The sequence below is a fragment of the Streptomyces sp. NPDC000348 genome, assembly GCF_042898795.1.
Lineage (GTDB): Bacteria > Actinomycetota > Actinomycetes > Streptomycetales > Streptomycetaceae > Streptomyces.
The window spans coordinates 104890-131837 of sequence record NZ_JBIAZD010000017.1; the positions used below are offsets into that span (position 1 = coordinate 104890).

The following is a 26948-nucleotide window of genomic DNA, read 5'->3' on the forward strand; positions in this document are numbered from 1 at the left end:
AAATGTTGCGCGATCAACCTCATGAAGGAAGGTGAGGCTGACCTAACGTACCTAAGGTTTTCCTAAGTGATACCTGCTCGAACGGTGATCCGGCTCTCATTGACGGCGTACAGGTACGGTCGGATCACGGTGGCTCAAAACAACCGCCATGGCCAGGTCAAGAATCGGTCAGGCCGGGTCAAGCGGAGGTCAATCGGTCCCGCCCCGGAAGCGCCGGGACCGCCCTGGGCGGGGCGTGGCCGAGCGGCGCGGCCGTCGTCACGGGCGGAGGTCTCCCCGCCCGCCGCGCCGCCCGCGAACGGCGGGCCCCGGCCTCGCTCGTCGGCGACCGGTGCTCCGTCGGGGCGGCCGCCCGCAGGGAAGTGCCGCGCCCCGGCGGTCACCGGGGACACATCGGTGCCTCGCCCGTGCAACCCGCTGCGGCGCCCCGGCGTCCCCCTCCACGACGGACGGCCACCGATCACCCGGGAGAGCACGTGGCGAAGAAGGACCGGACGACGGACGCGGCGGGGGAGAAGGACCGCGAGAAGTGGATGGCGCGTTTCCAGGTACGGCTGGCCATGCAGCCGGGCGTGGACCGGGCGGTCGTGCTCCAGGCGGTCAAGGAGGTCACGGCGCACTGCGCGGACACGGGGGAGGACCCGCGGACCGCCTTCGGCGACCCGGACGCCCACGCCGTGCGGACCGCCGCGCGGCTGGTGCCGGCGGACCGGGCGGCGCGTGCGAGGCGGCGCGACGCCCTGGGGGACAGGCTCACCTCCGTCTTCAAGAGGGCCGGGGACGTCGCCGATCTGTGACCCGTCGGGGCGGCTTCCGCCGCGGCCCGGCGCACGGGTCCGGGCGCCGGTGGCGTCGTGACCTGGGGCGGCCTCGCCGCCCGCGCGGTGCTTGAATGCCCCCGTGACTGATTACGACGTGGTGCGCGTCTTCTGCGGGCCCCGTGGCGGGTACGGCAACGAACTCGGTGTCGTACGCAACGGCTCCGTGATGCCCGAGCGGGACGACCGCCAGGAGTTCGCCGCGAAGCTCGGCTTCAGTGAGACCGTGTTCGTCGACGACCCCGAGCGCGGGGTGATCGACATCTACACCCCCACCCTGCGCCTGCCCTTCGCCGGCCACCCCTGCGTCGGCGCGGCCTGGCTGCTCGACGTACCCGAACTGGTCGTCCCCGCCGGGGTGATGGGCGCCCGGCAGGACGGGGAGTTCTGCTGGATCGAGGCACGGGCGGAGTGGGCGCCGCCGCGCACCCTGCGCCAGTACGCGAGCGCCGCCGAGGTCGACGGCCTGCCCGTGCCGCCGAAGGGGGAGTGGATCTACGCCTGGGCCTGGCTGGACGAGCCGGCCGGCCGCGTCCGCGCCCGCGCCTTCCCCGGCCGCGACGACGGCATCGACGAGGACGAGGCGACGGGCGCCGCGGCCCTCCTCCTCACCGACCGATTGGGCCGCGCCCTGAACATCACCCAGGGCACCGGCTCCCAGATCCTCACGGCCCCCCAGCCCGAGGGCTGGACGGAGCTCGGCGGCCGCGTCTACCTGGAGCGCTGACCGCTCACCGCGCGACGAAGGCGTCCCGGGCGGCGCGCTGAACAAGGTGCCCGCCCGACGGAGCCGGACCGCCGAGCCGCGCGCGGAGCCGGTGCGCCCGTGGCTGCCGTGACGGCGGCCGGTGTCACGCCGACAGCGGGAACTCCTCGCCCAGGGCCCGGAAGACGTCCGTGTTCAGGGCGAACGCCCGCTTGCACTCCGTCACGACGCGCTGTTTCTCCAGGTCGTCGACCGGGACCGCGTCCAGGAGTTCGCGGTAAGCCCGCTTGAAGGCCGCCGGGTTGGGGATCTCCTCGAAGACGTAGAAGCGGACGCCGTCGCCCTTCCGCTCGAAGCCCCAGGTCTTCTCCGCCGTGCCGCGGATGATCTGGCCGCCGGAGAGGTCGCCCAGGTAACGGGTGTAGTGGTGGGCGAGGTAACCGGACGGCCAGGTACGGGCGCACTCGGCGACACGGGCCGCGTAGGTCCGGGTGGCGGTCAGGGCGGTCAGCCCGGCGCGCCAGCCGGGGCCGCGCAGGTGGGCCAGGTCGCGCTCCAGGGAGGGCAGGCGGAACAGCTCCGGCCGGATGAACGGGCCCGCCACCGGGTCCGACGCCAGCCCCCGCGCACCGGACTCCAGCGCCTCGTACACGAACCACAGCTGCTCGGTGTAGCGCGCGTACGCGTCCACGCCCAGCCGGCCGCCCAGCAGATCGCTCATGAACGTCGACGTCTCCGCCTCCCTGTGCTGCTCGTGGGAGGCGGTGCGGATGAGGGTCGAGAAGGAGTCCATGAGTCCAGATCTTTCACGCTTAGGGTTACCTAAGTCAATGGTTTGCCGACGCCCTGTCGGCAACTCCCCACTCTGCCACGGCACGGAAAAGCCCGCCCTCCGGGGAGAGGGCGGGCCGGGAAACAAGGGGGCTACGGCAGGGTCAGGATGTCCGCGCCCGTGTCCGTCACGACCAGCGTGTGCTCGAACTGGGCCGTGCGCCTGCGGTCCTTCGTCACGACCGTCCAGCCGTCGTCCCACATGTCGTACTCGTGGGTCCCCAGCGTCAGCATCGGCTCGATGGTGAAGGTCATCCCCGGCTGCATCACCGTCGTCGCGTGCGGACTGTCGTAGTGCGGGATGATCAGGCCCGAGTGGAACGACGAGTTGATGCCGTGGCCGGTGAAGTCACGGACCACGCCGTAGCCGAACCGCTTCGCGTACGACTCGATCACCCGGCCGATGATGTTGATCTGCCGGCCCGGCTTGACCGCCTTGATCGCGCGGGCGAGGGACTCGCGGGTGCGCTCCACCAGCAGGCGGCTCTCCTCGTCCACCTCCCCGACCAGGTACGTGGCGTTGTTGTCGCCGTGCACCCCGCCGATGTACGCCGTCACGTCCAGGTTGACGATGTCGCCGTCGCGCAGCACCGTCGAGTCCGGGATGCCGTGGCAGATCACCTCGTTGACCGAGGTGCACAGCGACTTGGGGAAGCCGCGGTAGCCGAGCGTCGACGGATAGGCGCCGTGGTCGCACATGTACTCGTGCGCCACGCGGTCGAGTTCGTCCGTCGTCACGCCGGGCGCGATCAGCTTCGCGGCCTCCTCCATCGCCCGCGCGGCGATCCGGCCGGCGGTGCGCATCGCCTCGACCGTCTCGGGCGTCTGCACCTCCGGACCGGTGTACGGGGTCGGGGCGGGCTTGCCGACGTACTCGGGACGACGGATGTTCCCGGGCACGGAACGGGTGGGGGACAGCTCCCCAGGGACGAGCAGCGACTGGCCAGACATGCCGGCGAGTCTAATTCAGCGGCGACGGGGGACCATCTTCCTGGTGAGATGGCGAGAGGAGCCGGTCATGCCCCTGTTCAAGAAGCGGACGGTCGGAAAGCCGGGCGAGTGGTACTACTGCCTGGAGCACAAGAAGGTCGAGGAGGGTCCCGACTGCCCCGGCAAGGACCGCTTCGGCCCGTACCGGAGCCGCACCGAGGCCGAGCACGCCATGGAGACGGCCCGCGAGCGCAACCTCCAGTGGGAGAACGACTCCAGGTGGCGCGACGCCCCCGCAGGGGAGCGGGACGGCGACTGACCGCACCGGTGCGGGCCGCTACCAGCGCGTGGGCGGCGGGGCCGTCAGCAGGTCGGCCAGCCGCGACAGGCGGTCCCGGAAGCGGCGGGGACCCCGGCGGGCCGGCAGGACGTTCTCCCCGGCCGCCGCGCTGACCAGGTGCTGCACGGTGTCCAGGTCCAGCTCGGAGCCGTCGGGCACGGGCAGGACCTCGTGCGCCATCGCCGGGAGCTCACCCTCGCCGGGACCCAGGGACAGCACCGTCGCCCCGGCCCGGCGGGCGTCGCACACCCGCTCCAGGAGCGGGGCGGCCGTCTCCCCGGCAGCCTCCCCGGGCGCCACCACCAGCAGTGTCTCGCCCCGCCGCGCCGCCTCCAGCCGCCCCAGGCCCACCGCCAGGTGCGCGGGGTCCGAGGAGCGCGCCCCGTGCCGTACGAGCGTGGGGGTCAGCTCCGGGGTGCCCGACCAGGCGGCCTCGTCCGCCAGGTGCGCCGCCAGATGCCACGGCTCGTACTCCGGTGTGCCCACGAGCAGCAGCCCGCCCCGGTGCGAGACCACCGAACCGCGCAGCGTCCCCGCGAAGTGCCGGGTGGCGCCCAGCCATTCCGTCCCGGCGAGCACTTCCCGCAGCAGCGCGACCCGTACCGCATCCATGCGACCGCATCCTTCCCCCAACCGCGCCTCCACGTCCGGGTGTTCGAACCCGGTTCGCCCGAACCGGGGACACGGCCCCGGGGCACGTGAGAGGGCTCACGCCCGCCGGACGCGGTGCCGTCACGGACGTAAGGTCGGTCCATGACCTCCAGTGACAGCGCACAGCAGCCCGCGAAGGCCCCCGCCAAGGACCCCTGGGACCTGCCCGACGTCTCCGGGCTCGTCGTCGGCGTGCTCGGCGGCACCGGCCCCCAGGGCAAGGGCCTCGCGTACCGGCTCGCCAAGGCCGGCCAGAAGGTGATCATCGGCTCCCGTGCCGCCGAGCGCGCCCGGGCCGCCGCCGAGGAGCTCGGGTACGGCGTCGAGGGCGCCGACAACGCCGAGACCGCCCGCGGCAGCGACATCGTGATCGTCGCCGTGCCGTGGGACGGTCACGGAAAGACGCTGGAATCCCTGCGCGAGGAACTGGCCGGCAAGCTCGTCGTGGACTGCGTCAACCCGCTCGGCTTCGACAAGCAGGGCGCCTACGCGCTGAAGCCGGAGGAGGGCAGCGCCGCCCAGCAGGCCGCCGCGCTGCTCCCGGACTCCCGGGTCACCGCCGCCTTCCACCACCTGTCGGCCGTACTGCTCCAGGACCCGGGGATCGACGAGATCGACACCGACGTGATGGTGCTCGGCGAGGTCCGCGCCGACGTGGAGATCGTGCAGGCGCTGGCCGGCCGCATCCCGGGCATGCGGGGCGTCTTCGCCGGGCGGCTGCGCAACGCCCACCAGGTGGAGTCGCTGGTCGCCAACCTGATCTCCGTCAACCGCCGCTACAAGGCGCACGCCGGGCTCCGGGTCACGGACGTATGAGGCGATGGGGGACACTGGAGGCCGTAGCAGTGTCCCCCGACAGGAGCCCGCAGCCATGTCCCCCCTGCCCCCGCCGGCCCAGGCCCGGCGCCTCTTCCCCTACGCCCTCGCCGTCTGCCTCCTCGCCGTCGCCGCGGCCGTCGTCTCCTTCGTCCGGGGCAGCGTGTTCATCGGCATCGTCTGGGTGCTGCTGGCGGGCCTGTCGTCCAACATGACCTGGTACTACCTCAGGCGCGGGCGTACGGCCGCGCGGGACGGCGGGCCGGTCACGGGCTGACCGAGCAGTACCCGCTCGTCTCCCGCCAGAAGCGGAACAGGTCGTAGCCGCAGTACGTGTCGAGCTCGTCGATGCCCAGCGTCCCCAGCAGCGCGTCGACCGCGTCGAAGAACGCGCCGTTCACCGACGGCACCCACAGCAGCGCGAACACGAACAGCAGGCCGAACGGGGCGAACGGCTCCACCTGCCGCCGGACCCTGTACGACAGCCAGGGCTCGATCACGCCGTAGCCGTCCAGGCCCGGCACCGGCAGGAAGTTCAGGATCGCGGCCGTCACCTGGAGCAGCGCCAGGAACGCCAGCGCGAACCGGAAGCCGGCCGGCACGCCGTCCAGCGCGTCCAGCCAGAACGGCGCCGTGCACACGATCGCGAAGAGCACGTTCGTCAGCGGGCCGGCCGCCGAGATCAGACTGTGCCGCCACCGCCCCCGGATCCGCCCGCGCTCGATGAACACCGCACCGCCCGGCAGGCCGATCCCGCCCATGATCACGAAGACCACCGGGAGCACGATGCTCAGCAGGGCGTGCGTGTACTTCACCGGGTTCAGCGTGAGATAGCCCTTCGCGCCGACCGATATGTCGCCGCTGTGCAGCGCCGTGCGCGCGTGCGCGTACTCGTGCAGGCACAGGGAGACGATCCAGGCGGCCGTCACGAACAGGAACACGGCGACCCCGGGCTGCTCCGCGAACCCGGTCCAGGTGGCCCACCCGGTGACCGCCGTCACGGCCAGGATGCCCAGGAAGACCGGGCTGATCCTCCGGTCGCTGCGACGGGTGGCGGCGGTGGTCATGGGGCTCCTCGGACGGTCGGGCGCACGCGGCGACGCGCGGGGACTGCCCGACGGTACCGGGCGCACGGTGAAAACGTCTCGCACGCGCCGCCGGTTCCGTGCAGGGTGGGAGCGCCCCCCGCAGCCCTTCGGCCCCGGTGACCGTCGCGACCGTCGCCGGAGAGAATGGACCCCGTGCGCTACCGCATCCTCGGCACCACCCAGGCACTCCGTCCCGACGGCACCGTCGTCCCGGTCGGCGGGGCGCGGCTGCGCGCCCTGCTGACCGTGCTCGCCCTGCGGGCCGGGCGCACCGTGCCCGTGGGCCTGCTGGTCGACGAGGTCTGGGGGGACGGCGATCCGCCGGCCGACGCGACCGGGGCCCTCCAGGCGCTGGTGGGGCGGCTGCGCCGGGCGCTCGGCGCGGACGAGATCGCCTCCGTCGACGGCGGCTACCGGCTGACCGCCGCGCCCGACGACGTCGACCTGCACCGTTTCGAGCGGCTGGCCGGCGACGGCCTGCGCGCCCTGGCCGACGGCGACCCGGCGAAGGCGGCCGCCGTACTGGACGACGCCCTCGCCCTGTGGCGCGGCCCCGCCCTCACCGGCCTGCCCGACCGCACCGCCGACGCGGCCCGCCTGCGGACCCGGCACCTGGACGTGCTGCGCGCCCGGCACGCCGCCGCCCTCGACCTCGGCGGCGCCGAGCAGTCCCTGCCCGAGCTGACCGCGCTGTGCGACGGACACCCCCTCGACGAACCCCTCCAGGCGCTGCGGCTGCGCGCCCTGCGCGACACGGGCCGCACCGCCGAGGCCCTGGCCGCCTTCGAGGACGTACGACGCCTGCTCGCGGACCGCCTCGGCTCCGACCCCGGCCCCGAACTGCGCGCACTGCACGCCGAGTTGCTGAGACCCGGGCCGGTGCCCGCCGGCCGGGCAGGCGCGCCGCCCGGCAACCTGCGGGCCCGGCTGACCTCGTTCGTCGGCCGGGAGGCCGACATCGAGACCATCCGCGCGGACCTCGCCGCCGCCCGCCTGGTGACCCTGCTCGGACCGGGCGGGGCCGGCAAGACCCGGCTGTCGCAGGAGGCCGCCGAGACCGTGCGGCAGAGCATCCCCGACGGCGTGTGGCTCGCCGAGCTCGCCCCGGTCGACGACCCCGACGCCGTGCCCGAGGCCGTCCTCACCGCCGTCGGCGCCCGCGAGACCGTGCTGTACGGCGCCGGCGCCGAGAGCATGCGGGCCGTCACCGACCGGCACGACGACCCGGTGGAACGCCTCGCCGAGCACTGCGGCCCGCGCCGCATGCTGCTGATCCTGGACAACTGCGAACACGTCGTCGAGGCCGCCGCCCACCTCGTCCAGGCGCTGCTGGAACGCTGCCCCCGGCTCACCGTCCTCGCCACCAGCCGCGAACCGCTCGGTGTGCGCGGGGAGTTGCTGCGGCCGGTGGAGCCGCTGCCCGAACCGGTCGCCCTGCGCCTGCTCGCCGACCGGGGGGCCGCCGCCCGCCCCGGCTTCCGCACCGACGCCGACGACGACACCGCGGCGGCCTGCGCGGAGATCTGCCGCCGCCTCGACGGACTGCCGCTGGCCATCGAACTCGCCGCCGCCCGGCTGCGGATGCTCACCCCGCGCCAGATCGCCGACCGGCTCGACGACCGCTTCCGGCTGCTCACCTCCGGCAGCCGCACCGTGCTCCCCCGGCAGCAGACCCTGCGGGCCGTCGTCGACTGGTCCTGGGACCTGCTCGACGAGGACGAACGCGACGTGCTGGGCCGGCTGTCGGTCTTCGCGGGCGGCTGCGGCCTCGCCGCCGCCGAGGCCGTGTGCGGACCGGCCGCGCTCGACGCGCTCGGCTCCCTCGTCGACAAGTCCCTGGTGGTGGCCGCCCCTTCGGGCGACGGCGAGATGCGCTACCGCCTCCTGGAGACCGTCGCCGAGTACGCCGGTGAACGCCTCGACGAGTCCGGCCGGCGCCCGGAGGCCGAGCGGGCGCACCTGACGTACTTCCGTGAAGTGGCCCGCACCACCGAGCCGATGCTGCGCGGCCCGCACCAGGTGGCCGCCATCGCCCTGCTGGAGCGGGAGTACGAGAACGTGCGCACGGCGCTGCGCCACGCCCTCGCCCTGCGCGACGAGCAGGAGGCGCTCTGCATCACCCTGTCGCTCGTCTGGTACTGGCAGATGCGCGATCTGCGCATCGAGGCCCGCAACTGGTGCGCCGAGGTCATGGCCCTCGCCCCCGACCCGTTCACCGAACCGGTGCGGCCCGCCGCCCCGCTGTGGCAGCGCTGCACCGACGCCCCGCCCCCGATGACCGGCGAGGTCCTCGCCGAGGCCCGCCGCGGGGTGCACCTGGCCCATCTGGCCCACATGGACACCGAACTCGACGACTGGCAGACCCCGCAGGCGCAGCACAAGCTGCGCCTCGTCGGCGCGACGTACGAGCCGGGCCTGCCGCAGGTCTGCCGGACGCCCGGCCTGCTCTGGGTGTTCGCCGTGATGCTGACCGGCGACATGGAGCGGCTGCGCCACGTGGTCGACGCGGCGATCCGCACCTGCCGGGCGAACCCCGGATTCGAGTGGGAGCTGGCCTCCAACCTCCAGCTGCGCGCCAACTTCCTGGCCAACCGCAGTGACTGGGCCGGCGACGCGCGCCGTGACGCCGACGAGGCCCTGGAGATCCACCGCCGGCTCGGCGACACCTGGGGCACCGCCGAGGCGCTCTCCGCGCGCGGCGAGGCCCGCGAACGCGCCGGCGCGTACCGGGAAGCCGCCGCGGACTACGAGGCGGCGATCGAGCACGCCGACCGCCTCGGCGCCCGTGCCCACACGGCCGTGCTCACCGCCCGGCTGGGCAGCGTGCTGCTGGAGGCGGGTGAGGCGGAGCGCGGTGAGCGGCTGCTGCGCGAGGTCATCGACGACACGAGGGGCCGGCACACCGAGGCCCTGCCCGCCGCCCGGCTCTTCCTGACCGGCTGGCTCTGCGCGACCGGGCGCACGGCGGAGGCGCGGGAGCACCTGCGGGCCCTGCGCCAGGAGTTCCGCATCGCGCACTACGTCGTCTTCGACGCGTTCATCCTCGGAGCCGAGGGCTGGCTGGAAGTGGCCGACGGCAACGACGAGCAGGCCCTGGTGGTCATCCGCGAGGCGCTCCGGCAGGCGGGCGACCCGCTCTCCGCCGCCATGGCGCCCCACATGCGCTCGGCGTACCTCACCCTGGGCGCCGTCGCCCTCGCCGGCGTCGACGGCGGGCGGCGGGCCCGGCAAGCGGCCCGCTGCCTCGGCGCGGCCGACTCCTGGCTGCCGCCCGAGCACCACGCCGGACTCGTGGAGCGCGAGGTGCGCGAACGGGCCGAGGCGCGCATCCGGGCGGCCCTCGGCGACCCGGCGTACGAGACCGCGTACGCCGAGGGCGCCGGCCTCCCCCAGGAGAACGCCGACGCCCTGCTCGGACCGGAGTGATCAGCTCTTCGTACGGAACTTGTGGATCGCGACCGGTGCCATCACCGCCGTGATCCCCACCGACCAGGCCAGCGTCAGCCACAGGTCGTGAGCGACCGGGCCACCCACCATCAGCCCGCGCGCGGCGTCCGCCAGCGCGGACAGCGGGTTGACCCGGGTGAAGGATTCCAGCCAGCCCGGCATCGACTCGGTCGGCGCGAAGATCGACGAGCCGAACTGCAGCGGCATCAGCACCAGGAAGCCCATCGCCTGCACCGACTGCGCGTTCTTCATCACCACACCCAGCGTGAGGAAGATCCACATCAGCGCCGAGCCGAACACGGCGGACAGTCCCACGGCGGCGAACAGCCCGGGCCAGTGGGTGATGTCGAAGCCGACGAGGACACCGACGACCATGAGGATGGCGGTGGCGATCAGCATCCGCATCATCTCGACCGAGATCTTCGCGAACAGCACCGAGCCACGCCCGATCGGCAGCGACCGGAAGCGGTCCATGACCCCGGTGTTGAAGTCCTGGTTGAACCCGGTGCCCACCCCCTGGGCCATGTTCATGCCCATCATGGCCATCAGGCCGGGCACGATGTACTGCACGTACGCCTCCTGTCCGCCGCCCAGCGACTGCCCGATCGAGCCGCCGAAGACGTACACGAACAGCAGGGTGAAGACGATCGGGAACAGCACGGCGTCGAACATCGACTCCGGGTCCTGCCGTATCCACAGCAGGTTGCGGCGCACCAGGGCACCGGTGTGGCGCAGATGCCCGCGCAGCGGGATACGGGCGTCCGCGCGGAGGTCGGTGGCGGTGGTGGTGGCGCTCATACGGCGACGGCCTCCTCGTGGGTCCCGGCGGGCACGGTGTCCTGCGGGGCGCCGGCGCGGTGACCGGTGAGGGACAGGAACACCTCGTCCAGGCTGGGCAGTTCGGTGGTGATGGAGCTGAGGGTGACACCGCGCGCGGTGACCGCGCCGACCACGGCGGTCAGTTGCTCGTCACTGAGCACGGGGACGAGCACGGCACCCCGCTCGGCGTCCACGGTGGTCGTGGCGAGTCCGGTGATGCCCAGCGCGTCGAGGTCGTCCGCCAGCGGGCGCAGCCGCAGCGGATCGGCCGGGCGGATGCGCAGCGTACGGCCGCCGACCTTGGCCTTCAGCTCCTCGATGCCGCCGCTCGCGATGACCTTGCCCCGGTCCACGACGGTCAGCTCGGAGGCGAGCTGCTCGGCCTCCTCCATGTACTGGGTGGTCAGCAGCACGGTCACCCCGTCCCCGACCAGCCGCTTGACCTCGTCCCACACCTCGTTGCGGGTGCGGGGGTCCAGTCCCGTGGTCGGCTCGTCCAGGTACAGCACGGCCGGCCGGCCGATCATCGAGGCGGCCAGGTCCAGGCGCCGCCGCATACCGCCGGAGTACGTGGCCGCCGGCCGCCGGGCCGCGTCGGTGAGCGAGAACCGCTCCAGCAGCTCGTCGGCGCGGGACCGGGCCTCCTTGCGGGACAGGTCGAGCAGCCGCCCGATCAGGTACAGGTTCTCCCAGCCCGGAAGCTTCTCGTCCACGGAGGCGTACTGCCCGGTCAGCCCGATCACCCGGCGCAGCTGCCTAGGCTGGCGGACCACGTCGTACCCGGCGACGGTGGCGTGCCCGGCGGTCGGCGTGAGAAGGGTGGACAGGATCCGTACCAGCGTGGTCTTCCCGGCCCCGTTCGGCCCGAGCACCCCCATCACGGTGCCCTCGCGCACATCCAGGTCGACCCCGTCCAGCGCCTTGGTCTCCCCGTAGTGCTTGACCAGCCCCCGCACGGTCACGGCGCTCCCCGCGCCCCCCAGGTCTTCGTCGTTTCGCGTCATGCCGAGGACTGTGCCAACCCCCACCGACAAACCCCCGACATCCCACCGACAAGCCAGCCGACGGCACCGACAACTCCCGCGTGGCCACCGCAACCATCAATTGAGGCACCCCGACGGCGCGCACCACCTCCGCGAGAGCGGCGCCGGTCCAGGCGCACAAAGGTGCCGGCCCCGCCGACGGGGGAAGATCGACGGGGCCGACAGGTGGTGCGGCAGTGGCTCAACGGCAGCAGAGCTGCTCAGTGCACGGAGTGCGCTTCCTGCGGGAACGTCCCGCCGACCACATCCTCGGCGAACGCCCTCGCCGCCCCGGTCATGACCTCACGCAGATCGGCGTACTGCTTCACGAACTTCGGCACCCGCCCCCCGGTCAGCCCCAGCATGTCGGTCCACACCAGCACCTGCGCGTCCGTGTCCGGCCCGGCCCCGATCCCGACGGTCGGAATGTGCAGCACCCGCGTCACCTCCGCCGCCAGCTCCGCCGGCACCAGCTCCAGCACCACCGCGAACGCCCCCGCGTCCTGCACGGCCTTGGCGTCCCGCAGCAGCTGCTGGGCCGCCTCCTCGCCCCGCCCCTGCACCCGGTAGCCCATCGCGTTCACCGACTGCGGCGTCAGCCCGATGTGGGCCATCACCGGAATCCCGGACTCCACCAGCAGCTCGATCTGCCGGTGCGACCGCTCGCCGCCCTCCAGCTTCACGGCGCCGACACCGGCCTCCTTCACCAGCCGGGTCGCCGAGCGCAGCGCCTGCACCGGACCCTCCTGGTAGGAGCCGAAGGGCAGGTCGCCCACGATCAGGGCGCGCGAGGTGCCCCGTACGACCGCGGCGGACAGCATGGTCATCTCGTCGAGGGTGACGGGCACGGTGGTCTCGTACCCCAGGTGGCAGTTGCCCGCGGAGTCGCCGACGAGCATCACCGGGATACCGGCCTCGTCGAACACGGACGCGGTCATCGCGTCGTACGCGGTGAGCATGGGCCACTTCTCGCCGCGCTCCTTGGCGGCTGCGATGTCGCGGACAGTGATACGGCGCGTGCCCTTGCCCCCGTACAGCGTCTTGCCGCCGGCGGAGGAACCGGACGTCGTCCCGGTCTGGGCAGCCGAAAGCTGCGTCATTGATCCGTCTCCCAACACGTCATCTCGAGGCGCCCTGACGGCGTCCCCGGACCATGTCCATGGTGGCACCTCGCCCCGACGAGGGCCAGAGGTCCCCCTGTGAGTTCCGCCCGCCACCCCGCACCTGCGTCCACACCGGGCAATGTCGGGCAAGATTTCGGCAAAACGCTTACGATACGAGACGGTATCGTATCGTAAATGGCTACTCTGGGTCGTATGACTTCTCCTGCCGTCCCTGCCCGCCGGGTCCCGGAAGCCGTGCACCGGCGCCGTTGGGCCATCCTCGGCGTACTGATGCTGAGCCTGCTGATCGTCGTGCTCGACAACTCGATCCTGAACGTCGCCATCAAGACGATCTCCACCCCCGCCCCCACCGGCCTGGGCGCCACACAGGGCGAGCTGGAGTGGGCGATCAACGCCTACACGCTCGTCTTCGCCGGTCTGCTCTTCAGCGCGGGTCTGCTGGGCGACCGGCTCGGCCGCAAGAAGGTGCTGATCGGCGGTCTCGTCGTGTTCGGCACGGGCTCGGCGCTCGCCGCGTTCTCCGGTTCCCCGGCCGGGCTGATCGGCTTCCGCGCGATGATGGGACTGGGCGCGGCCTTCGTCATGCCGGCCACCCTGGCCGTGCTGATGAACGTCTTCGAGCGTAACGAGCAGCCCAAGGCCATCGGCATCTGGACGGGTGGTGTGGGCCTCGCCATCGCCATCGGTCCGATCACCGGCGGAGTCCTCCTGGACCACTTCTGGTGGGGCTCGGTCTTCCTCGTCAACGTGCCCATCGTCGTCCTCGCCGTCGCCCTGATGCTGTGGCTGGTCCCCGACTCCCGCGACCCGGACCCGGGCCGGATCGACCCCGTCGGTGTCGTCCTGTCCGTGGCCGGACTGGTCCTGCTCGTCTACGGCATCATCGAGGGCGGCCGGCTCGCCGACTTCACCGACGTCACCGTGGTGTCGGCCGTCGGCGCCGGTCTCGCCGTGCTCGCCGCGTTCGTGGTGTTCGAGAAGCGCAGCGACCATCCGTCCGTCGACGTCACCCACTTCAGGAACAAGGTGTTCTCCGCCGCGATCACCGCGGTCGCGCTGGTCTTCTTCGCGCTGATGGGCGTGACGTTCTTCGCGGTGTTCTACACCCAGAGCGTGCGCGGCTACTCGCCGCTGGAGACCGGGCTGCTGCTGCTGCCGCTGGCCGCCACACAGATGCTCTTCGCGCCCCAGGCCCGCTTCCTGGTCGACCGCTTCGGCAACAGGGCCACCACCGCCGCCGGCCTGGTGGTGCTCGCGGCGACGCTGGCCGCGTTCGCCCTCCTGGACGGGGACACGCCGATCTGGCTGCTGGAAGTCGTCTTCTTCCTCATGGGCACCGCCATGGCGTGCGTCATGACGCCGGTCAGCGTCGTCATCATGCAGGCCCTGCCCCGCGAGAAGGCCGGCTCCGCCTCCGCCCTCAGCAACACCTTCCGCCAGGTCGGCGGCGCCCTCGGCATCGCCGTGCTCGGCTCGGTGCTCTCCACCGCCTACCGCAACGGCATCGAGGACGAACTCGGCCTGCTGCCGCCCGCCGCCCGGCACGCCGCCGGCGAGTCCATCGAGGCCACGCTGGCCGTGGCGGACCGGCTGGGCGCGCGCGGCGAGCCCCTGGTCGGCGCGGCCGACGCCGCGTTCCTGCACGCCATGCACGTCACGGCGCTGTGCGGAGCGGTCGTCGCGGTGCTGGGCGCGGTCGTCGCCGCCGTGTTCCTGCCCGGCCGTGCGCCGGCGTCCGAGGAGGACGAAGGGAAGCGGGAGCTGGTACCGGCGGCGGACCGATAAGCCCCGGGGCGGTGGACCGTTGCCACCGCCCACCGGGGAGAATCGTCCCAGCCCACCGAAAGGACCCGACGACGTGAGCCCGGACGGCACCGATCCCCGGCAGGGCGGCCCCGCACGGGGCCGTCCCCGCAGCGAGGCGGCCGAACGCGCCATCGGCGAGGGGGTGATGAAGCTCCTGGAGGACGGCGTGCCCCTCGCGGAGCTCTCCATCGAGCGCATCGCCCGCACCGCCGGCGTCGGCAAGGCCACCATCTACCGCCGCTGGAGCGGCAAGGAGCAGCTCCTCGCCGACGTCCTGCGCGCCGCCGAGCCCCCGGACCCCGAACTCCCCGGCACCTCCATGCGCGACGACCTGGTCGTCCTGCTGGAGTCGATGCGCCTGCGCGGCCTGGCCGGCCGGACCTCGGCGATCCTGCACAACGTGCGCGCCCAGATGAAGAGCAGCCCCCACCTCTGGGCCGCCTACCACGACAACGTCATCCTGCCGCGCCGCAGACTCGGCCTGGAGGTGCTGCGCCGGGGCCGGGAGAACGGCGAGCTGCGCGCCGACGTCGACCTGGAGATCCTCCACGACATCGTCGTGGGCCCCCTCCTCGTCCGCACCGTCCTGCGCCCCGACGCCGACCTCCCGGACGACCTCGCCGAACGCGTCGTGGACACGCTCCTCGAAGGCCTGCGCCCGCCCGGCGACTGAAAGCCCACCGGCCTCCCGCCGCGCAGAGCGCGATCACCCGCGGCCGGGGTCCGCCCCGAGCGACGGGTCGCGCCCCCTGCGGACGACCGTCGGCCACGGCATGCCGTACGTGTACGCGCAGTGCGGCGGCCCCGCCGACGGGCTCGTCCCACCGGCCGGGCCGGGGCGGCGAACGGCCGGCGGGAACCGGCGTCCACGAGTCGCCGGTCCACGACGGCCACCCGCGGCACGCCCACCTGACCCCGCGTCATCACCGTGCGCGTTTCGTCACAGAGGGCGCTTTCACCACCCCCGCCCGGAACTCCCCGGGCACCCCCGCGCGTCCTCGCCCCCGTACGGCCGTCGCGGGACGGCGGGAACGGAACCGATCATCCCCTAGGGTCTTACGGACACGGGGTGACGGTGTGCACGGCAGGTTGTGAGGCGACGGTATGGCGCAGCAGGCGTACATGACGGAGACGGACGACGACGGTTCGGGGCCCGAGCCGCGGCCAACCCGGCTCCGGCGCCTGCGCGAGCGCCTCACCAGGGGCTGGCGCGGCGACCGCCGCATCTGGCGCCGCGGCCTCGTCCTGGCCGCCTGCGCGGTCCTGACCGCCCTGGTCATGCTGGCCCACACCCACATCCCGAACGCGATCGGCAACCTGGGCAGCCTGGTGGACACCTTCCTCCCCTGGGTGGGCCTGATGATCCCCGTGCTGCTCGTCCTCGGCCTGATCCGCAAGTCGGCGACGGCGCTGATCGCGACGATCCTGCCGGCGGCCGTCTGGCTGAACCTCTTCGGCGGCCTGCTCACCGACAAGACCGGCACCGGCGGCGGCGACCTCACGGTGGCCACGCACAACGTCAACGCCGACAACCCGGACCCGTCCGCCACCGCCCGCGGCGTGGCCGCCTCGGGCGCGGACGTGCTGGCCCTCGAGGAGCTGAAGGCGTCGGAGGTCCCGACGTACGAGCGGGCGCTGGAGCCGACGTACAAGTACCACGAGGTGGTCGGCACCGTCGGCCTGTGGAGCAAGTACCCCCTGAGCGAGGTGAAGGCGGTCGACATCCGCCTCGGCTGGAAGCGCGCGATGCGTGCCACGGTGGCCGCTCCCGCCGGCCGGGTCGCGGTCTACGTCGCCCATCTCCCCTCGGTCCGGGTGAAGCTGGAGGCCGGTTTCACGGCCCGTCAGCGGGACAAGAGCGCCGACGCGCTGGGCGAGGCCATCGCCGATGAACCCCTGCCGAACGTCGTCCTGCTCGGCGACCTCAACGGCACGATGAACGACCGCGCCCTGAACGCGGTGACCTCCCAGATGCGCTCCACCCAGGGAGCCGTGGGCAGCGGCTTCGGTTTCAGCTGGCCGGCGTCGTTCCCGATGGCGCGGATCGACCAGATCCTGGTCAAGGGTGCGGAGCCGGAGAGCTCCTGGACCCTTCCGGCGACGGCGAGCGACCACCTCCCCATCGCGGCCCGGGTGAGAGTCACCGCACAGGGCGACTGAAAACCGCCTGGTGCGGTCAGGTGGGTGGCTCCGCGCGGCCCGGCGTCATGCGGGGCCCGCGGTGGTACCGGCCGGGGGTCGGCTTGCGTGGCCCGGTGCTGCGTGGGTGCGAGCCGGGGGGTGTTCACGCAGCCCGGCGTTTGCGGGGTGCCTCCCCCAGAGGGGGTACCCCCAGCGCCCACCCTCCCCCACTCTCGGCTCCTCCCCCACTCTCGGCTCCTCCCCCACTCTCGGCTTCGCTCGAGCGGGGGGACCCCCATGAGCGGGGGGACCCCCATCGCCCCAGCGGCACGACTGCCCGCGGGAGCGGCGGGGTGGCGGCGGGTGGCCGCGTACGGCGCGGAGGGGTCGGGGCGGGGGTGGCCGCCCGCAGTGGCCGGCGCGTCCGCGCCCCGCACCCCCTCCAGCAAGCCGATTCCGCGCCGGTCCGAGGACGGACACCCCCGACCCGGCCCCGCCCCACCCACCGACCGCAGGCGCTACGCCCGCACCCACCGGCCCGAACGCCGCGCCGCAGGCGTTCAACAGACGCGCGTCAGACGCGCGTCAGACGCGCATCCCCTCGCGCCAGCCGTTGGTGATCGGCAGCCGGCGGTCCTTGCCGAAGCCCTTCGGGGAGATCTTCGTACCCGGCGGGTACTGCCGCCGCTTGTACTCCGCCCGGTCCACCATCCGCAGCGTCTTCGTCACCAGCTCCGCGTCGAACCCGGCCGCGACGATCTCGTCCGCCCCCCGGTCCCGGTCCACGTACAGCGACAGGATCGCGTCCAGCACCGGATAGTCCGGCAGCGAGTCCGTGTCCACCTGCCCCGGCCGCAGCTCCGCGCTCGGCGGCTTCGAGATCGAGTTCTCCGGAATCGGCGGCGTCTGCCCCCGCTCCACCGCCGCCCGGTTGCGCCACTCCGCCAGCCGGAACACCGACGTCTTGTACACGTCCTTGATCGGCCCGTACGCCCCCACGGAGTCCCCGTACAGCGTCGAGTACCCCACCGCCAGCTCCGACTTGTTCCCCGGCGCCAGCACGATGTGCCCCTCCTGGTTGGAGATCGCCATCAGCAGCGTCCCCCGCAGCCGCGACTGCAGGTTCTCCTCCGCCAGCCCGGTCAGCCCCAGCGCCCCCATGTACGCATCGAACATCGGCTCGATCGCAACGGTCCGATAGTTCAGCCCGGTCCGCCGCGCCAGCTCCGCCGCGTCGTCCTTCGAGTGCTCGGACGAGTACTTCGACGGCATGGACACGCCGTACACGTTCTCCGCGCCCACCGCGTCGCAGGCGATCGCGGCGACCAGCGCCGAGTCGATCCCCCCGGACAACCCGATCAGCACCGACCGGAACCCGTTCTTCGCGACGTACGCCCGCAGCCCGACCACCAGCGCGGAGTACACCTCCTCGTCGTCGTCGAGCCGCTCGGCGTACCCCCCGGGCGACGAGGCCTCGTACGCGGGCACGGGCGCCTCCGACAGCACGACCCGGTCGATCCGCAGCCCGTCGTCGACGACCCCCGTCGGCGCGTCCGCCTCCGCCGCTGGAAGCTCGAGATCGACCACGACACACGCCTCGGCGAACTGCGGCGCACGCGTCACGACGCCGCCGTCACGGTCCACGACGATCGAGTCCCCGTCGAAGACCAACTCGTCCTGCCCGCCCATCATCGCGAGGTACGCGGTCGTGCACCCGGCCTCCTGCGCCCGCTTGCGCACCAGCTCCAGCCGGGTGTCGTCCTTGTCCCGCTCGTACGGCGAGGCGTTGATCGACAGGAGCAGCCCGGCCCGGGCCGACCGCGCCGCCGGTACCCGCCCCCCGTCCTGCCACAGGTCCTCACAGATGGCGAGGGCGACGTCGACGCCCCGCACCCGCACCACCGGCATGGTGTCACCGGGCACGAAGTACCGGAACTCGTCGAAGACGCCGTAGTTCGGCAGGTGGTGCTTGGCGAAGCTCAGCGCCACCTCACCCCCGTACAGCACGGCGCCCGCGTTCTGCGGCGCACCGGCCGGCTGCCCGTACCTCGGCTGGGCGGCGGCACTGCGGTCGAGGTACCCGACGATCACCGGGAGGTCCCCGAACCCCTCCTCGGCGAGCCGCGCGGCCAGCGAGCGCAGGGCCGCCCGCGACGCCTCCACGAAGGACGACCGCAGGGCGAGGTCCTCGACGGGATACCCGGTCAGCGCCATCTCGGGGAACGCCACGAGGTGCGCTCCCTGCTCGGCGGAGTGCCGGGTCCAGCGGACCACCGTTTCGGCGTTGCCGGCGAGGTCACCGACGCGCGAGTCGATCTGATTCAGGGCGAGACGTAGTTGAGGCACGGGCCCAGTGTAATCGTCAGAGCGACGCGATGTCCTGGAGCCCCGTCCGCCGCCCCCCGTCCGCCGCCCCCCGTCCGCCGCCCCCCGGCCACCGCCACCCCCGGCCACCGCACGCTAAGGCCTGGCCGCCGCCCCCCGCTCCTCCAGCATCCCCGCCATCAGCGCGATCTCCGACTCCTGCCCCTCCACCATCCCCCGCGCGAGCCGCTTCTCGACCCCCACCTCGCACGCCCGGACGCACGCCTGCGCCATGTGGACCCCGCCCTTGTGGTGGTCCGTCATGAGCTGCAGGTAGAAGACCTCCGCCCGCTCCCCGCTCAGCGACCCCAGCCGCTTCATCTCGGTGTTGGTCGCCATCCCCGGCATCAGCGCCCCGTCCTCGCCGGAGACCGTGTCCCCCATGCCCATCCAGGTCATCGGCGGATCCGCGGACACCTTGGGCAGCTCCCACAGGTCGAGCCAGCCCAGCAGCATGCCCCGCTGGTTGGCCTGCGTCTGGGCGATGTCGTAGGCGAGCCGCCGGACCTCCTCGTCGTCCGTGCGGTCCCGCACGACGTACGACATCTCGACGGCCTGCTGATGGTGCACGGCCATGTCCCGGGCGAACCCGGCGTCCGCGGACCCCGCGGACGGCACCGCGCCCGAGGAGCCGTCGTCCCCGGCCACCGCGTAGGTGATCGCCCCGGCCGCGATCAGCGCCGTGGCCGCGGCCCCCGCGATCAGCCCCGCCTGCCTCACTCGGAGAGCCCGTTGGTGCAGGCGGCCCCCGGCTCGGGCGTCTGCTCTCCCTGGACGAACTTCTCGAAGAACGCGTCCACGTTCGGGTCCTCCGCGCCGGTCACCGTGCGCTGGTGCCCCCAGGCGGACAGCATGATCGGGTCCTTCTGCCCGTCCACCGGGCTCATCAGCGTGTACGGCGTCTTCTTCACCTTCGCCGCGAGCGCGTCGACGTCCGCCTTGTCGGCCGAGGCGTTGTACGTCACCCACACGGCACCGTGCTCCAGCGAGTGCACGGCGTTGGTGTTGTCGATCTCGTCGGTGTAGACGTCCCCGTTGCAGTTCATCCACACCGGGTCGTGGTCGCCGCCGACCGGGGGCGAGACGGAGTACTTCACCGCCTTGGTCACGTGGTTGCGCCCCAGTTCGCCCTCCCACTTCCGTACGCCGTCGTCGCCCGTGACGAACTTGCCGGAGTTCTTCGCGTCGGCGGCCGCGCCGTCGTCGTCCGACTGGGACTGGACGAGCACCACACTGCCGGCGACGAGCCCGGCGACGACCACCACACTGGCGGCGATGACGAGGAGCCGGTTGCGGCGCTCGCGGGCCTTCTCGGCGCGCCGCATCTCCTCTATGCGTGCCGAACGTGCCGCGCTGCTCTTCTTGGCGGAGCCCATGGGAATGTCCTTCGGGAGAGGAGGAGTGGGACGAACGGATCAGCTGATCGTAATGGGGAAGGCGGGACGAGCCGTAGAGGGCCTGCGAACCCAGCCTGACACCCCCGCACGTCCCCCGCACACATCCTTCACGCCGGATAATTTGAACCCCGGATGCACATTACCTACCCTGCATGGTATGCGGCTCCTCCGCTCCACCGACCTTGCCCTGCGGGTCCTCATGCGCCTCGCCGTGGCCGGCGACTCCAACCCGACGACGCGCGACGTCTCGGAGGCCATGGGCGTGCCCTACACGCACGCCGCGAAGGTCGTCGCCGAGCTCCAGCACATGGGCCTGCTCACGGCCCGCCGCGGCCGGGGCGGCGGTCTGGGCCTCACGGAAGAGGGCCGTACCGCCTCGGTGGGCGCGGTGGTCCGGGCCTTCGAGGGCGAGGGGGACGTCGTCGACTGCGAGGGCACCCCCACCTCGTCCCCCTGTCCGCTGAGCCCGGCCTGCCGGCTGCGCGGAGCCCTGCGCGGAGCCCAGGAGGCGTTCTTCGCCTCGCTGGACCCGGTCACGGTGGCGGACATCGTCAGGGCCCCCACGGGTCCCCTCCTGCTGGGCATCTCCCCGAGTCCGTGAGCCGCCCGTTACGGATACCGGCCCGAACGGGCAAGATGGGCCCCGGAGCGGTACACCTGTCGTGTGCGAGGCGTTCAGGCCACGGCAAGCCGGCCGACCGAGGTCGGCAACGCGTGTGAAACGCTGGTGTGGTGGGATGCTCGGGATGCCCGACCGTCTCCCCGGGAGTGGGAGCGGACGGGCGGCCTGACCGGCAAGGATGGGGAAGCGGAAGATGGACAAGCAGCAGGAGTTCGTGCTCCGGACGTTGGAGGAGCGCGACATCCGGTTCGTGCGCCTGTGGTTCACCGACGTGCTGGGCTTCCTCAAGTCCGTGGCCGTCGCCCCCGCCGAGCTCGAGCAGGCGTTCGACGAGGGGATCGGCTTCGACGGCTCCGCCATCGAGGGCTTCGCCCGGGTCTACGAGTCCGACATGATCGCCAAGCCGGACCCGTCGACCTTCCAGATCCTCCCCTGGCGCGCCGAGGCCCCCGGCACGGCCCGCATGTTCTGCGACATCCTCATGCCGGACGGCTCCCCGTCCTTCGCGGACCCGCGCTTCGTCCTCAAGCGCGCCCTGGCCCGCACCTCCGACCTGGGCTTCACCTTCTACACCCACCCGGAGATCGAGTTCTTCCTGCTGAAGGACCGGCCGCTGGACGGCAGCCGCCCGACGCCCGCGGACAACTCCGGCTACTTCGACCACACCCCGCAGAACGTCGGCATGGACTTCCGCCGCCAGGCGATCACCATGCTGGAGTCGATGGGCATCTCGGTGGAGTTCTCCCACCACGAGGGCGCCCCCGGCCAGCAGGAGATCGACCTGCGCTACGCGGACGCGCTCTCCACGGCGGACAACATCATGACGTTCCGCCTGGTCATGAAGCAGGTGGCCCTCGAACAGGGCGTCCAGGCGACCTTCATGCCGAAGCCGTTCTCCGAATACCCGGGCTCCGGCATGCACACCCACCTCTCCCTCTTCGAGGGCGACCGCAACGCGTTCTATGAGTCCGGCGCGGAGTTCCAGCTCTCCAAGGTCGGCCGTTCCTTCATCGCGGGCCTGCTGCGGCACGCGGCGGAGGTCTCCGCGGTCACCAACCAGTGGGTCAACTCCTACAAGCGCATCTGGGGCGGCACGGAGCGCACGGCGGGCGCCGGCGGCGAGGCCCCGTCGTACATCTGCTGGGGCCACAACAACCGCTCGGCGCTGGTCCGCGTGCCCATGTACAAGCCCGGCAAGACCGGCTCGGCGCGCGTGGAGGTCCGCTCCATCGACTCCGGCGCCAACCCGTACCTGACCTACGCCGTCCTGCTGGCCGCCGGCCTGAAGGGCATCGAGGAGGGCTACGAGCTCCCGCCGGGCGCCGAGGACGACGTGTGGGCCCTGTCCGACGCGGAGCGCCGCGCGCTGGGCATCGAACCGCTGCCGCAGAACCTGGGCGAGGCGCTGACCCTGATGGAGCGCAGCGATCTGGTCGCCGAGACCCTCGGCGAGCACGTCTTCGACTTCTTCCTGCGCAACAAGCGCCAGGAGTGGGAGGAGTACCGCAGCGAGGTCACCGCCTTCGAGCTGCGCAAGAACCTGCCGGTGCTGTAGGCGCGGGCCGGAGCGGGTGCCCGGTCGAGCGGGCGCACGGGGCCGATGGCCGTGGACCTCGGCCCCGTCCGAGGGGTCGCCCGGCGGTCAGCCCATGCTCTTCGCGCCGTCCAGCGATTCGCGGATGATGTCGGCGTGGCCGGCGTGCTGGGCGGTCTCGGCGATGATGTGCAGCAGCGTCCTGCGGGCCGTCCACCGCGCGCCGGACTCGAACCACGGGGCCTTCGGCAGGGGCCATGCGGCGTCGAGGTCGGGCAGGGCCGCGACCAGGTCGTCGGTCCGGGCGGCCACGTCGGTGTAGTCGGCCAGCACGCCGGCCAGCGTCTCACCGGGCAGCATCCGGAACTCGTCGGCCCGCCGGGCCCAGTCGTCCTCGGTCATGGCCGTGAAGTCCCCCATCGCCGAGGGGCCGTTCAGGATGAAGTCCACCCAGTTCCGCTCGACCGAGGTGACGTGCTTGATCAGGCCGCCCAGGCAGAGCTCGCCGGCGGTCGTCCGCAGCCCGGCCTGCTCGTCGGTCAGATCACGGGTGGTGAAGCGCAGGAAGTGCCGGTGCTTGGCGAGCGTCTCCAGCAGATCGGCGCGCTCACCGGTCGTCGTCGGGCCCTCGGCAGGGTCGCTGGTGGTCGGATCGTTCACGGTCATGGTCTTTCGCCTTCCGCTGTTCCTGTTCCGCGGTCGAGGACCACGCTAGGAGCCGTCTAGGTCAGATCGTGACCTAGATCACGCGTCGCCCTCGCGGAGCCAGAAGCGGAAGTGGACATTCCGTAACTGCGCGGAACCTTGCCAGCCCCTCGGGCGTGGCCCTACTGTCGCGATGAACATACGGAAAGCGCTTTCTCACCCGATGGGTCCGGCCCGCCCCGCCCTCCCTCATCGGTTCTAGTGACATGCCCATGACATAAACCGGAACGACGAAAGGCGAGACGAGAATGAGGCGATCAGTCGCCGTGCGACTCTCCGCGTTACTGGCCACGGGGGCCCTCGCGGCCGCGACCGGCATGGCCCTGTCCACGTCCACGGCATCCGCCGCGACCGGCGGTGTCACCGGCTACGCCACCCAGAACGGCGGGACCACCGGCGGCGCGGGCGGCCAGACGGTCCGCGCCACCACCGGCACCGCGATCCACCAGGCCCTGTGCGGCCGGGCCAGCAGCTCCACCCCGATCGTCATCCAGGTCGAGGGCACCATCAACCACGGCAACACCGCCAAGGTGTCGGGCAGCAGCTGCAACACCGCGGCCGGCGTGATCGAGCTCAAGCAGATCAGCAACGTCACGATCGTCGGTGTCGGCAACGGCGCCGTCTTCGACCAGCTGGGCATCCACATCCGGGAGTCCAGCAACATCGTCATCCAGAACGTGACGATCCGGAACGTCAAGAAGTCGGGCTCGCCCACGTCGAACGGCGGAGACGCCATCGGCATGGAAAGCGGTGTCCGCAACGTCTGGGTCGACCACACCACGCTGGAGGCGTCCGGCGGCGAGTCGGAGGGCTACGACGGCCTCTTCGACATGAAGGACAACACCCAGTACGTGACGCTGTCCTACAGCATCCTGCGCAACTCCGGCCGCGGCGGCCTCATCGGCTCCAGCGAGAGCGACACCTCGAACGGGTACGTCACCTTCCACCACAACCTGTACGAGAACATCGACTCCCGCACGCCCCTGCTGCGCGGCGGCATCTCGCACATCTACAACAACCACTACAAGAGCCTGAACGAGTCCGGGATCAACTCCCGGGCCGGCGCCCGCGCGAAGGTGGACAACAACTACTTCGAGGACTCCAAGGACGTCCTCGGCACCTTCTACACCGACGCGGCCGGCTACTGGCAGGTCAGCGGCAACATCTTCGACAACGTGACCTGGTCCTCACGCAGCAGCGACCACAACCCGGCGGGTCCCGACCCCACGTCGAACACGTCGGTGAGCATCCCGTACGCGTACACCCTCGACGCGGCCACCTGCGTGCCGAGCGTGGTGAGCCAGACGGCGGGCGCCAACAAGGGCCTGAAGGTCTCGGACGGCAGCTGCACCCCGCAGACCCCGGACCCAACCGACCCCGACCCGACGGACCCGGACCCGACGGATCCGGACCCCACCGACCCGCCCACCGGCACCAACCTCAGCCTCGGCGCGGGCGCGGACGGCTCCTCCAAGGCCTCCGGGACGAGCTACGGCAACGTCGTCGACGGCAGCGCGAGCACGTACTGGTCGCCGTCCGGCTCGACCGGCTCCGTCTCGGTCAAGTGGGGCTCGGCCACCACGGTCTCCAAGATCAACATTCAGCAGGCGTCGGGCTCCGGCACCATCGGCTCCTACCGCGTCCTCAACCACGACACGGGCGCGGTCCTGGCCTCCGGCAGCGGAGCGGGCGTCATCAGCTTCTCCGCGACCTCCCTGAAGAAGATCACCTTCGAGATCACCAGCGCCTCGGGCACCCCGAGGATCGCCGAGTTCGAGACGTACGCGAGCTGACGCCTACCGGGGGCCGTCCTCGCGACGGCCCCCGGCCTCAGCCGGCGTGACGCGTCACGGAGCGGGCCCACGCCGCCGCCGTGAGGGTGAGACGGGGACCGTCGGGGGTCCTGGAGTCCCGGACGTGGACGGAGCACTGCCTCCGGCCCCGTCCGGGCGCCGGAGGCAGTGCGGCCGCGTCCCTCACGCGGGCCCGGAGCGGCCGCGGGTCTCGTCCTTGAGGCTGCGGCCGGAGTCGCGGGCCTGGTCGGTGACCTGGCCGGCCTGGTCGCGGGCCTCGTCCTGGGTGGTGCGGGCCGCCTGCTGGGCGGTGTCCTTCACCTCCGCGGCCGCGCTCTGCGCGGCCTCCTTGGCGTCTTCCTTCAGGTGCTGCGCGGACTCGGTGGCGGCCTGCTTGACCGGCTCCAGCGCCTCGGCGCCGCGTTCCATCAGCTCGGACGCCTTCTGCTGTTCCTTCTCGGAGGCGGGCAGCATCGAGGCGGCGAGCAGGCCGACGCCGAAGGCGACCAGGCCGGCGGCGATCGGGTTGCCCTCGGTCTGGCGGCGGGCCATCTCGGGCGCCTGCTGGACGGCCTGTCCCGCCTGGCCGGCGATCTCGCGCGCCGAGTCGGCCGCCTGTCCGGTGCCCTCCTGCACCGAGCCGACCGCCGAACCGGCCGCCGACTGCACCGAGCCGGCCGCCGAACCGGCCGCCGACTGCACCGAGCCGGCCGCCGACCGGGCGGTGTCGGCCATGCCGTGCGCCGTCTGCGAGGCGGTGCCCATGACGCGGTCCCGGACGCCCGACACCGTGCGGCGCATCCGCGCCCCGCGGCGGCGGACCATGCGGCGCGGGCTGGCCCGGTCGGCGAGCCGGTCCACGTCCGCGGACAGCTGGCTCCGCGTGGCCGCGATCTCGGCCCTCATGTGGTCGGGTGACGTGCCCATTCCGCATCCTCCTTCAGGCTCTGAACGGTCTGCTCGGGCTTCGGCGAGACGGTGCGCATCTTCGCGCGGCCCTTCTGGTACAGCACGGCCGCGGCGACGGCCCACAGCGCGGCGACGATCAGCGCGGCCCAGCCGCCGTCCATCACGTTGGCCAGGCCGAACACGGCCGCCAGCGACAGGAACAGCAGGACCATGTAGCCGGCGAAGCCGGCACCGCCGTACATCCCTGCCGCCTTGCCCGCCTTGGTGCCCTCCTCCTTGATCTCGGCCTTGGCCAGCTCCACCTCCTGACGGAAGAGGACCTGGAGGTCGGAGGCCACCTGCGACAGCAACTCGCCGGTGGAACGCTCCTCCTCGTACGGCTCGGTCGAACGGGCCCGGGGCCGCGGTGACATCGTGGCCATCTCACACCTCCGGGAACGGGCGGCCCGGCGTGCCGATGCTCGGCGGAGCGGACGGTGCGGGCGGCGCCGTACCCGGCGGGGGAGCGGCCGGCAGGGCCTCGGCGGCCGGGGCCGCGGTGACCTGCCGCTGTCCGTTCCCGCCGGCCCCGGCCGCCGTCTTCGTCACCTTCGCCAGGCGTCCGACGGCCAGTCCGGCCAGCAGCGCGCCGCCGAGGAAGGCGCCGGGGCGTCGGCGGGCGAAGCCCTGGAGGTCGGCGACGAGACCTTCGACCCCCTGCCGCTCCAGATAGTCGGCCGCCCGCTGCCCCTTGTCGCCGGCCCGGGCCGCCAGGCTGCGGGCGGGCGAGTCGCCCTCCGCGCGCGCGGCCAGGTCGGAGAAGTCGTTCGCCCACTGCCGCAGCGTGCCGGCCGCCCGCTTCGTCTGCCCGTCCGCCTCGTCGATCGCGCGGCCCCGCAGGTCCTCGATGACCGTGCCGGCCTGCTGCCGCGCCTCGCCCACGACGGTCCGGGCCTGTTCCGCCGCGGTGCCCGCGACCTGGCCGGCGGCCTGCCTGGCCTGGCCGGCCGTCGCGGAGGTCTCTGCCTTGACCTTCTCTCCGGTGCTCCCGGATCCGGTTCGTACGGACTCACTCATCGGCGACTTCCCCTCATCGGATGTGCTGGATGCGGCTCCTGCTCCCTGT

General features: G+C 72.5%; 26 protein-coding genes and 1 pseudogene. 12 read left to right on the forward strand and 15 right to left on the reverse strand.

Going from position 1 to position 26948, the window contains the following annotated elements:
- The first annotated feature begins 476 nt into the window (after positions 1-476).
- The gene (locus ACFY3N_RS28220) at positions 477-797 is read left to right on the forward strand and encodes a hypothetical protein (RefSeq protein ID WP_390819567.1); all 321 of its coding nucleotides are present in this window, start codon (positions 477-479) and stop codon (positions 795-797) included.
- Positions 798-900: 103 nt separating this feature from the next.
- Entirely contained in the window at positions 901-1545 is a 645-nt protein-coding gene (locus ACFY3N_RS28225; RefSeq protein ID WP_390819568.1) for a PhzF family phenazine biosynthesis protein, read from the forward strand.
- 124 nt (positions 1546-1669) lie between these two features.
- Here ACFY3N_RS28225 and ACFY3N_RS28230 read toward each other — a convergent pair whose 3' ends face one another.
- Positions 1670-2317, reverse strand: coding sequence for a heme oxygenase (biliverdin-producing) (locus ACFY3N_RS28230; RefSeq protein WP_390819569.1), 648 nt, complete (start codon positions 2315-2317; stop codon positions 1670-1672).
- A gap of 131 nt (positions 2318-2448) precedes the next feature.
- Complete coding sequence (gene map / locus ACFY3N_RS28235) at positions 2449-3306, reverse strand: type I methionyl aminopeptidase (protein WP_390819570.1); 858 nt, start codon at positions 3304-3306, stop codon at positions 2449-2451.
- A 67-nt stretch (positions 3307-3373) separates the two neighbouring features.
- Here map and ACFY3N_RS28240 point away from each other — a divergent pair, with 67 nt between their 5' ends.
- Positions 3374-3604 (forward strand): hypothetical protein, encoded by a 231-nt coding sequence (locus ACFY3N_RS28240; RefSeq protein WP_390819571.1) that lies wholly within the window; start codon positions 3374-3376, stop codon positions 3602-3604.
- Between the two features lie 18 nt (positions 3605-3622).
- Here the strand turns inward: ACFY3N_RS28240 and ACFY3N_RS28245 are convergent, their stop codons facing one another.
- Positions 3623-4237 carry a hypothetical protein gene (locus ACFY3N_RS28245; protein WP_390819572.1) on the reverse strand — a complete coding sequence of 205 codons (615 nt, stop codon included), beginning with the start codon at positions 4235-4237 and terminating at the stop codon, positions 3623-3625.
- Positions 4238-4378: 141 nt separating this feature from the next.
- On the opposite strand from ACFY3N_RS28245, the gene npdG reads away from it, so the two are divergent.
- Positions 4379-5092, forward strand: coding sequence for an NADPH-dependent F420 reductase (npdG, locus tag ACFY3N_RS28250; protein WP_390819573.1), 714 nt, complete (start codon positions 4379-4381; stop codon positions 5090-5092).
- A 4-nt stretch (positions 5093-5096) separates the two neighbouring features.
- Entirely contained in the window at positions 5097-5369 is a 273-nt protein-coding gene (locus tag ACFY3N_RS28255) for a hypothetical protein (RefSeq protein ID WP_390819574.1), read from the forward strand.
- On the opposite strand, the gene ACFY3N_RS28260 is transcribed toward ACFY3N_RS28255, so the two are convergent.
- Positions 5359-6159, reverse strand: coding sequence for a site-2 protease family protein (locus ACFY3N_RS28260; RefSeq protein WP_390819575.1), 801 nt, complete (start codon positions 6157-6159; stop codon positions 5359-5361). The two genes, ACFY3N_RS28255 and ACFY3N_RS28260, sit on opposite strands and share 11 nt — an antisense overlap.
- A gap of 165 nt (positions 6160-6324) precedes the next feature.
- On the opposite strand from ACFY3N_RS28260, the pseudogene ACFY3N_RS28265 reads away from it, so the two are divergent.
- Positions 6325-7506, forward strand: a pseudogene (locus tag ACFY3N_RS28265) (BTAD domain-containing putative transcriptional regulator); the annotation flags it as partial.
- Positions 7507-9606: 2100 nt separating this feature from the next.
- Here ACFY3N_RS28265 and ACFY3N_RS28270 read toward each other — a convergent pair.
- The 3 genes from ACFY3N_RS28270 to panB form a co-directional block, all read right to left on the reverse strand.
- A complete protein-coding gene (locus tag ACFY3N_RS28270) occupies positions 9607-10425 on the reverse strand; it encodes an ABC transporter permease (RefSeq protein WP_390819576.1) in 819 nt (272 codons plus the stop codon).
- Positions 10422-11450 carry an ATP-binding cassette domain-containing protein gene (locus ACFY3N_RS28275; RefSeq protein ID WP_390819577.1) on the reverse strand — a complete coding sequence of 343 codons (1029 nt, stop codon included), beginning with the start codon at positions 11448-11450 and terminating at the stop codon, positions 10422-10424. The genes ACFY3N_RS28270 and ACFY3N_RS28275 overlap by 4 nt, the downstream gene beginning before the upstream one ends.
- 239 nt (positions 11451-11689) lie before the next feature.
- The gene (gene panB, locus ACFY3N_RS28280; RefSeq protein ID WP_390819578.1) at positions 11690-12568 is read right to left on the reverse strand and encodes a 3-methyl-2-oxobutanoate hydroxymethyltransferase; all 879 of its coding nucleotides are present in this window, start codon (positions 12566-12568) and stop codon (positions 11690-11692) included.
- Positions 12569-12784: 216 nt separating this feature from the next.
- Here panB and ACFY3N_RS28285 point away from each other — a divergent pair, with 216 nt between their 5' ends.
- From ACFY3N_RS28285 to ACFY3N_RS28295, 3 genes are all read left to right on the forward strand, one after another.
- Positions 12785-14377: an MFS transporter gene (locus tag ACFY3N_RS28285; RefSeq protein WP_390819579.1), complete on the forward strand. Its 1593-nt coding sequence runs from the start codon at positions 12785-12787 to the stop codon at positions 14375-14377.
- A gap of 73 nt (positions 14378-14450) precedes the next feature.
- Positions 14451-15071 carry a TetR/AcrR family transcriptional regulator gene (locus ACFY3N_RS28290; protein ID WP_390819580.1) on the forward strand — a complete coding sequence of 207 codons (621 nt, stop codon included), beginning with the start codon at positions 14451-14453 and terminating at the stop codon, positions 15069-15071.
- 431 nt (positions 15072-15502) lie between these two features.
- Positions 15503-16558, forward strand: a complete 1056-nt coding sequence (locus ACFY3N_RS28295) for an endonuclease/exonuclease/phosphatase family protein (RefSeq protein ID WP_390819581.1) — start codon at positions 15503-15505, stop codon at positions 16556-16558.
- Between the two features lie 546 nt (positions 16559-17104).
- Here ACFY3N_RS28295 and ACFY3N_RS28300 read toward each other — a convergent pair.
- The 3 genes from ACFY3N_RS28300 to ACFY3N_RS28310 all read right to left on the reverse strand — a co-directional run bounded on the left by ACFY3N_RS28300 (position 17105) and on the right by ACFY3N_RS28310 (position 20259).
- The gene (locus tag ACFY3N_RS28300) at positions 17105-18865 is read right to left on the reverse strand and encodes an NAD+ synthase (RefSeq protein ID WP_390819582.1); all 1761 of its coding nucleotides are present in this window, start codon (positions 18863-18865) and stop codon (positions 17105-17107) included.
- A gap of 114 nt (positions 18866-18979) precedes the next feature.
- Entirely contained in the window at positions 18980-19603 is a 624-nt protein-coding gene (locus tag ACFY3N_RS28305; protein ID WP_390819583.1) for a DUF305 domain-containing protein, read from the reverse strand.
- On the reverse strand, positions 19600-20259 hold the full coding sequence (locus ACFY3N_RS28310; RefSeq protein ID WP_390819584.1) for a DUF3105 domain-containing protein: 660 nt from the start codon (positions 20257-20259) through the stop codon (positions 19600-19602). The genes ACFY3N_RS28305 and ACFY3N_RS28310 overlap by 4 nt, the downstream gene beginning before the upstream one ends.
- Before the next feature lie 178 nt (positions 20260-20437).
- On the opposite strand from ACFY3N_RS28310, the gene ACFY3N_RS28315 reads away from it, so the two are divergent.
- Both ACFY3N_RS28315 and glnA read left to right on the forward strand, forming a co-directional pair.
- On the forward strand, positions 20438-20881 hold the full coding sequence (locus ACFY3N_RS28315; RefSeq protein ID WP_390819585.1) for an RrF2 family transcriptional regulator: 444 nt from the start codon (positions 20438-20440) through the stop codon (positions 20879-20881).
- A gap of 214 nt (positions 20882-21095) precedes the next feature.
- Positions 21096-22457, forward strand: a complete 1362-nt coding sequence (gene glnA / locus ACFY3N_RS28320; protein ID WP_390819586.1) for a type I glutamate--ammonia ligase — start codon at positions 21096-21098, stop codon at positions 22455-22457.
- A gap of 87 nt (positions 22458-22544) precedes the next feature.
- Here glnA and ACFY3N_RS28325 read toward each other — a convergent pair whose 3' ends face one another.
- Complete coding sequence (locus ACFY3N_RS28325; protein WP_390819587.1) at positions 22545-23102, reverse strand: DinB family protein; 558 nt, start codon at positions 23100-23102, stop codon at positions 22545-22547.
- Positions 23103-23389: 287 nt separating this feature from the next.
- Here ACFY3N_RS28325 and ACFY3N_RS28330 point away from each other — a divergent pair, with 287 nt between their 5' ends.
- Positions 23390-24934, forward strand: coding sequence for a polysaccharide lyase family 1 protein (locus ACFY3N_RS28330; RefSeq protein WP_390819588.1), 1545 nt, complete (start codon positions 23390-23392; stop codon positions 24932-24934).
- A 37-nt stretch (positions 24935-24971) separates the two neighbouring features.
- Here ACFY3N_RS28330 and ACFY3N_RS28335 read toward each other — a convergent pair whose 3' ends face one another.
- Genes ACFY3N_RS28335 through ACFY3N_RS28350 form a run of 4 tightly spaced genes read right to left on the reverse strand, consistent with a single transcriptional unit; the run spans position 24972 to position 26899 of the window.
- On the reverse strand, positions 24972-25121 hold the full coding sequence (locus tag ACFY3N_RS28335) for a DUF397 domain-containing protein (protein ID WP_390819589.1): 150 nt from the start codon (positions 25119-25121) through the stop codon (positions 24972-24974).
- Positions 25118-25861 carry a DUF3618 domain-containing protein gene (locus ACFY3N_RS28340; protein WP_390819590.1) on the reverse strand — a complete coding sequence of 248 codons (744 nt, stop codon included), beginning with the start codon at positions 25859-25861 and terminating at the stop codon, positions 25118-25120. The genes ACFY3N_RS28335 and ACFY3N_RS28340 overlap by 4 nt, the downstream gene beginning before the upstream one ends.
- Entirely contained in the window at positions 25837-26265 is a 429-nt protein-coding gene (locus tag ACFY3N_RS28345) for a phage holin family protein (RefSeq protein ID WP_390819591.1), read from the reverse strand. The genes ACFY3N_RS28340 and ACFY3N_RS28345 overlap by 25 nt, the downstream gene beginning before the upstream one ends.
- A gap of 1 nt (position 26266) precedes the next feature.
- A complete protein-coding gene (locus tag ACFY3N_RS28350; RefSeq protein ID WP_390819592.1) occupies positions 26267-26899 on the reverse strand; it encodes a hypothetical protein in 633 nt (210 codons plus the stop codon).
- Positions 26900-26948 lie beyond the last annotated feature (49 nt).

Excerpts from the sequence above, each read along its gene's own strand:
- ACFY3N_RS28230 (WP_390819569.1), bottom strand. The coding sequence starts at position 2,317 with ATGGACTCCTTCTCGACCCTCATCCGCACCGCCTCCCACGAGCAGCAC.
- map (WP_390819570.1), bottom strand. The coding sequence starts at position 3,306 with ATGTCTGGCCAGTCGCTGCTCGTCCCTGGGGAGCTGTCCCCCACCCGT.
- ACFY3N_RS28240 (WP_390819571.1), top strand. The coding sequence starts at position 3,374 with ATGCCCCTGTTCAAGAAGCGGACGGTCGGAAAGCCGGGCGAGTGGTAC.
- ACFY3N_RS28245 (WP_390819572.1), bottom strand. The coding sequence starts at position 4,237 with ATGGATGCGGTACGGGTCGCGCTGCTGCGGGAAGTGCTCGCCGGGACG.
- npdG (WP_390819573.1), top strand. The coding sequence starts at position 4,379 with ATGACCTCCAGTGACAGCGCACAGCAGCCCGCGAAGGCCCCCGCCAAG.
- ACFY3N_RS28255 (WP_390819574.1), top strand. The coding sequence starts at position 5,097 with ATGGGGGACACTGGAGGCCGTAGCAGTGTCCCCCGACAGGAGCCCGCA.
- ACFY3N_RS28260 (WP_390819575.1), bottom strand. The coding sequence starts at position 6,159 with ATGACCACCGCCGCCACCCGTCGCAGCGACCGGAGGATCAGCCCGGTC.
- ACFY3N_RS28270 (WP_390819576.1), bottom strand. The coding sequence starts at position 10,425 with ATGAGCGCCACCACCACCGCCACCGACCTCCGCGCGGACGCCCGTATC.
- ACFY3N_RS28275 (WP_390819577.1), bottom strand. The coding sequence starts at position 11,450 with ATGACGCGAAACGACGAAGACCTGGGGGGCGCGGGGAGCGCCGTGACC.
- panB (WP_390819578.1), bottom strand. The coding sequence starts at position 12,568 with ATGACGCAGCTTTCGGCTGCCCAGACCGGGACGACGTCCGGTTCCTCC.
- ACFY3N_RS28285 (WP_390819579.1), top strand. The coding sequence starts at position 12,785 with ATGACTTCTCCTGCCGTCCCTGCCCGCCGGGTCCCGGAAGCCGTGCAC.
- ACFY3N_RS28295 (WP_390819581.1), top strand. The coding sequence starts at position 15,503 with ATGGCGCAGCAGGCGTACATGACGGAGACGGACGACGACGGTTCGGGG.
- ACFY3N_RS28310 (WP_390819584.1), bottom strand. The coding sequence starts at position 20,259 with ATGGGCTCCGCCAAGAAGAGCAGCGCGGCACGTTCGGCACGCATAGAG.
- ACFY3N_RS28315 (WP_390819585.1), top strand. The coding sequence starts at position 20,438 with ATGCGGCTCCTCCGCTCCACCGACCTTGCCCTGCGGGTCCTCATGCGC.
- glnA (WP_390819586.1), top strand. The coding sequence starts at position 21,096 with ATGGACAAGCAGCAGGAGTTCGTGCTCCGGACGTTGGAGGAGCGCGAC.
- ACFY3N_RS28325 (WP_390819587.1), bottom strand. The coding sequence starts at position 23,102 with ATGACCGTGAACGATCCGACCACCAGCGACCCTGCCGAGGGCCCGACG.
- ACFY3N_RS28330 (WP_390819588.1), top strand. The coding sequence starts at position 23,390 with ATGAGGCGATCAGTCGCCGTGCGACTCTCCGCGTTACTGGCCACGGGG.
- ACFY3N_RS28340 (WP_390819590.1), bottom strand. The coding sequence starts at position 25,861 with ATGGGCACGTCACCCGACCACATGAGGGCCGAGATCGCGGCCACGCGG.
- ACFY3N_RS28345 (WP_390819591.1), bottom strand. The coding sequence starts at position 26,265 with ATGGCCACGATGTCACCGCGGCCCCGGGCCCGTTCGACCGAGCCGTAC.
- ACFY3N_RS28350 (WP_390819592.1), bottom strand. The coding sequence starts at position 26,899 with ATGAGTGAGTCCGTACGAACCGGATCCGGGAGCACCGGAGAGAAGGTC.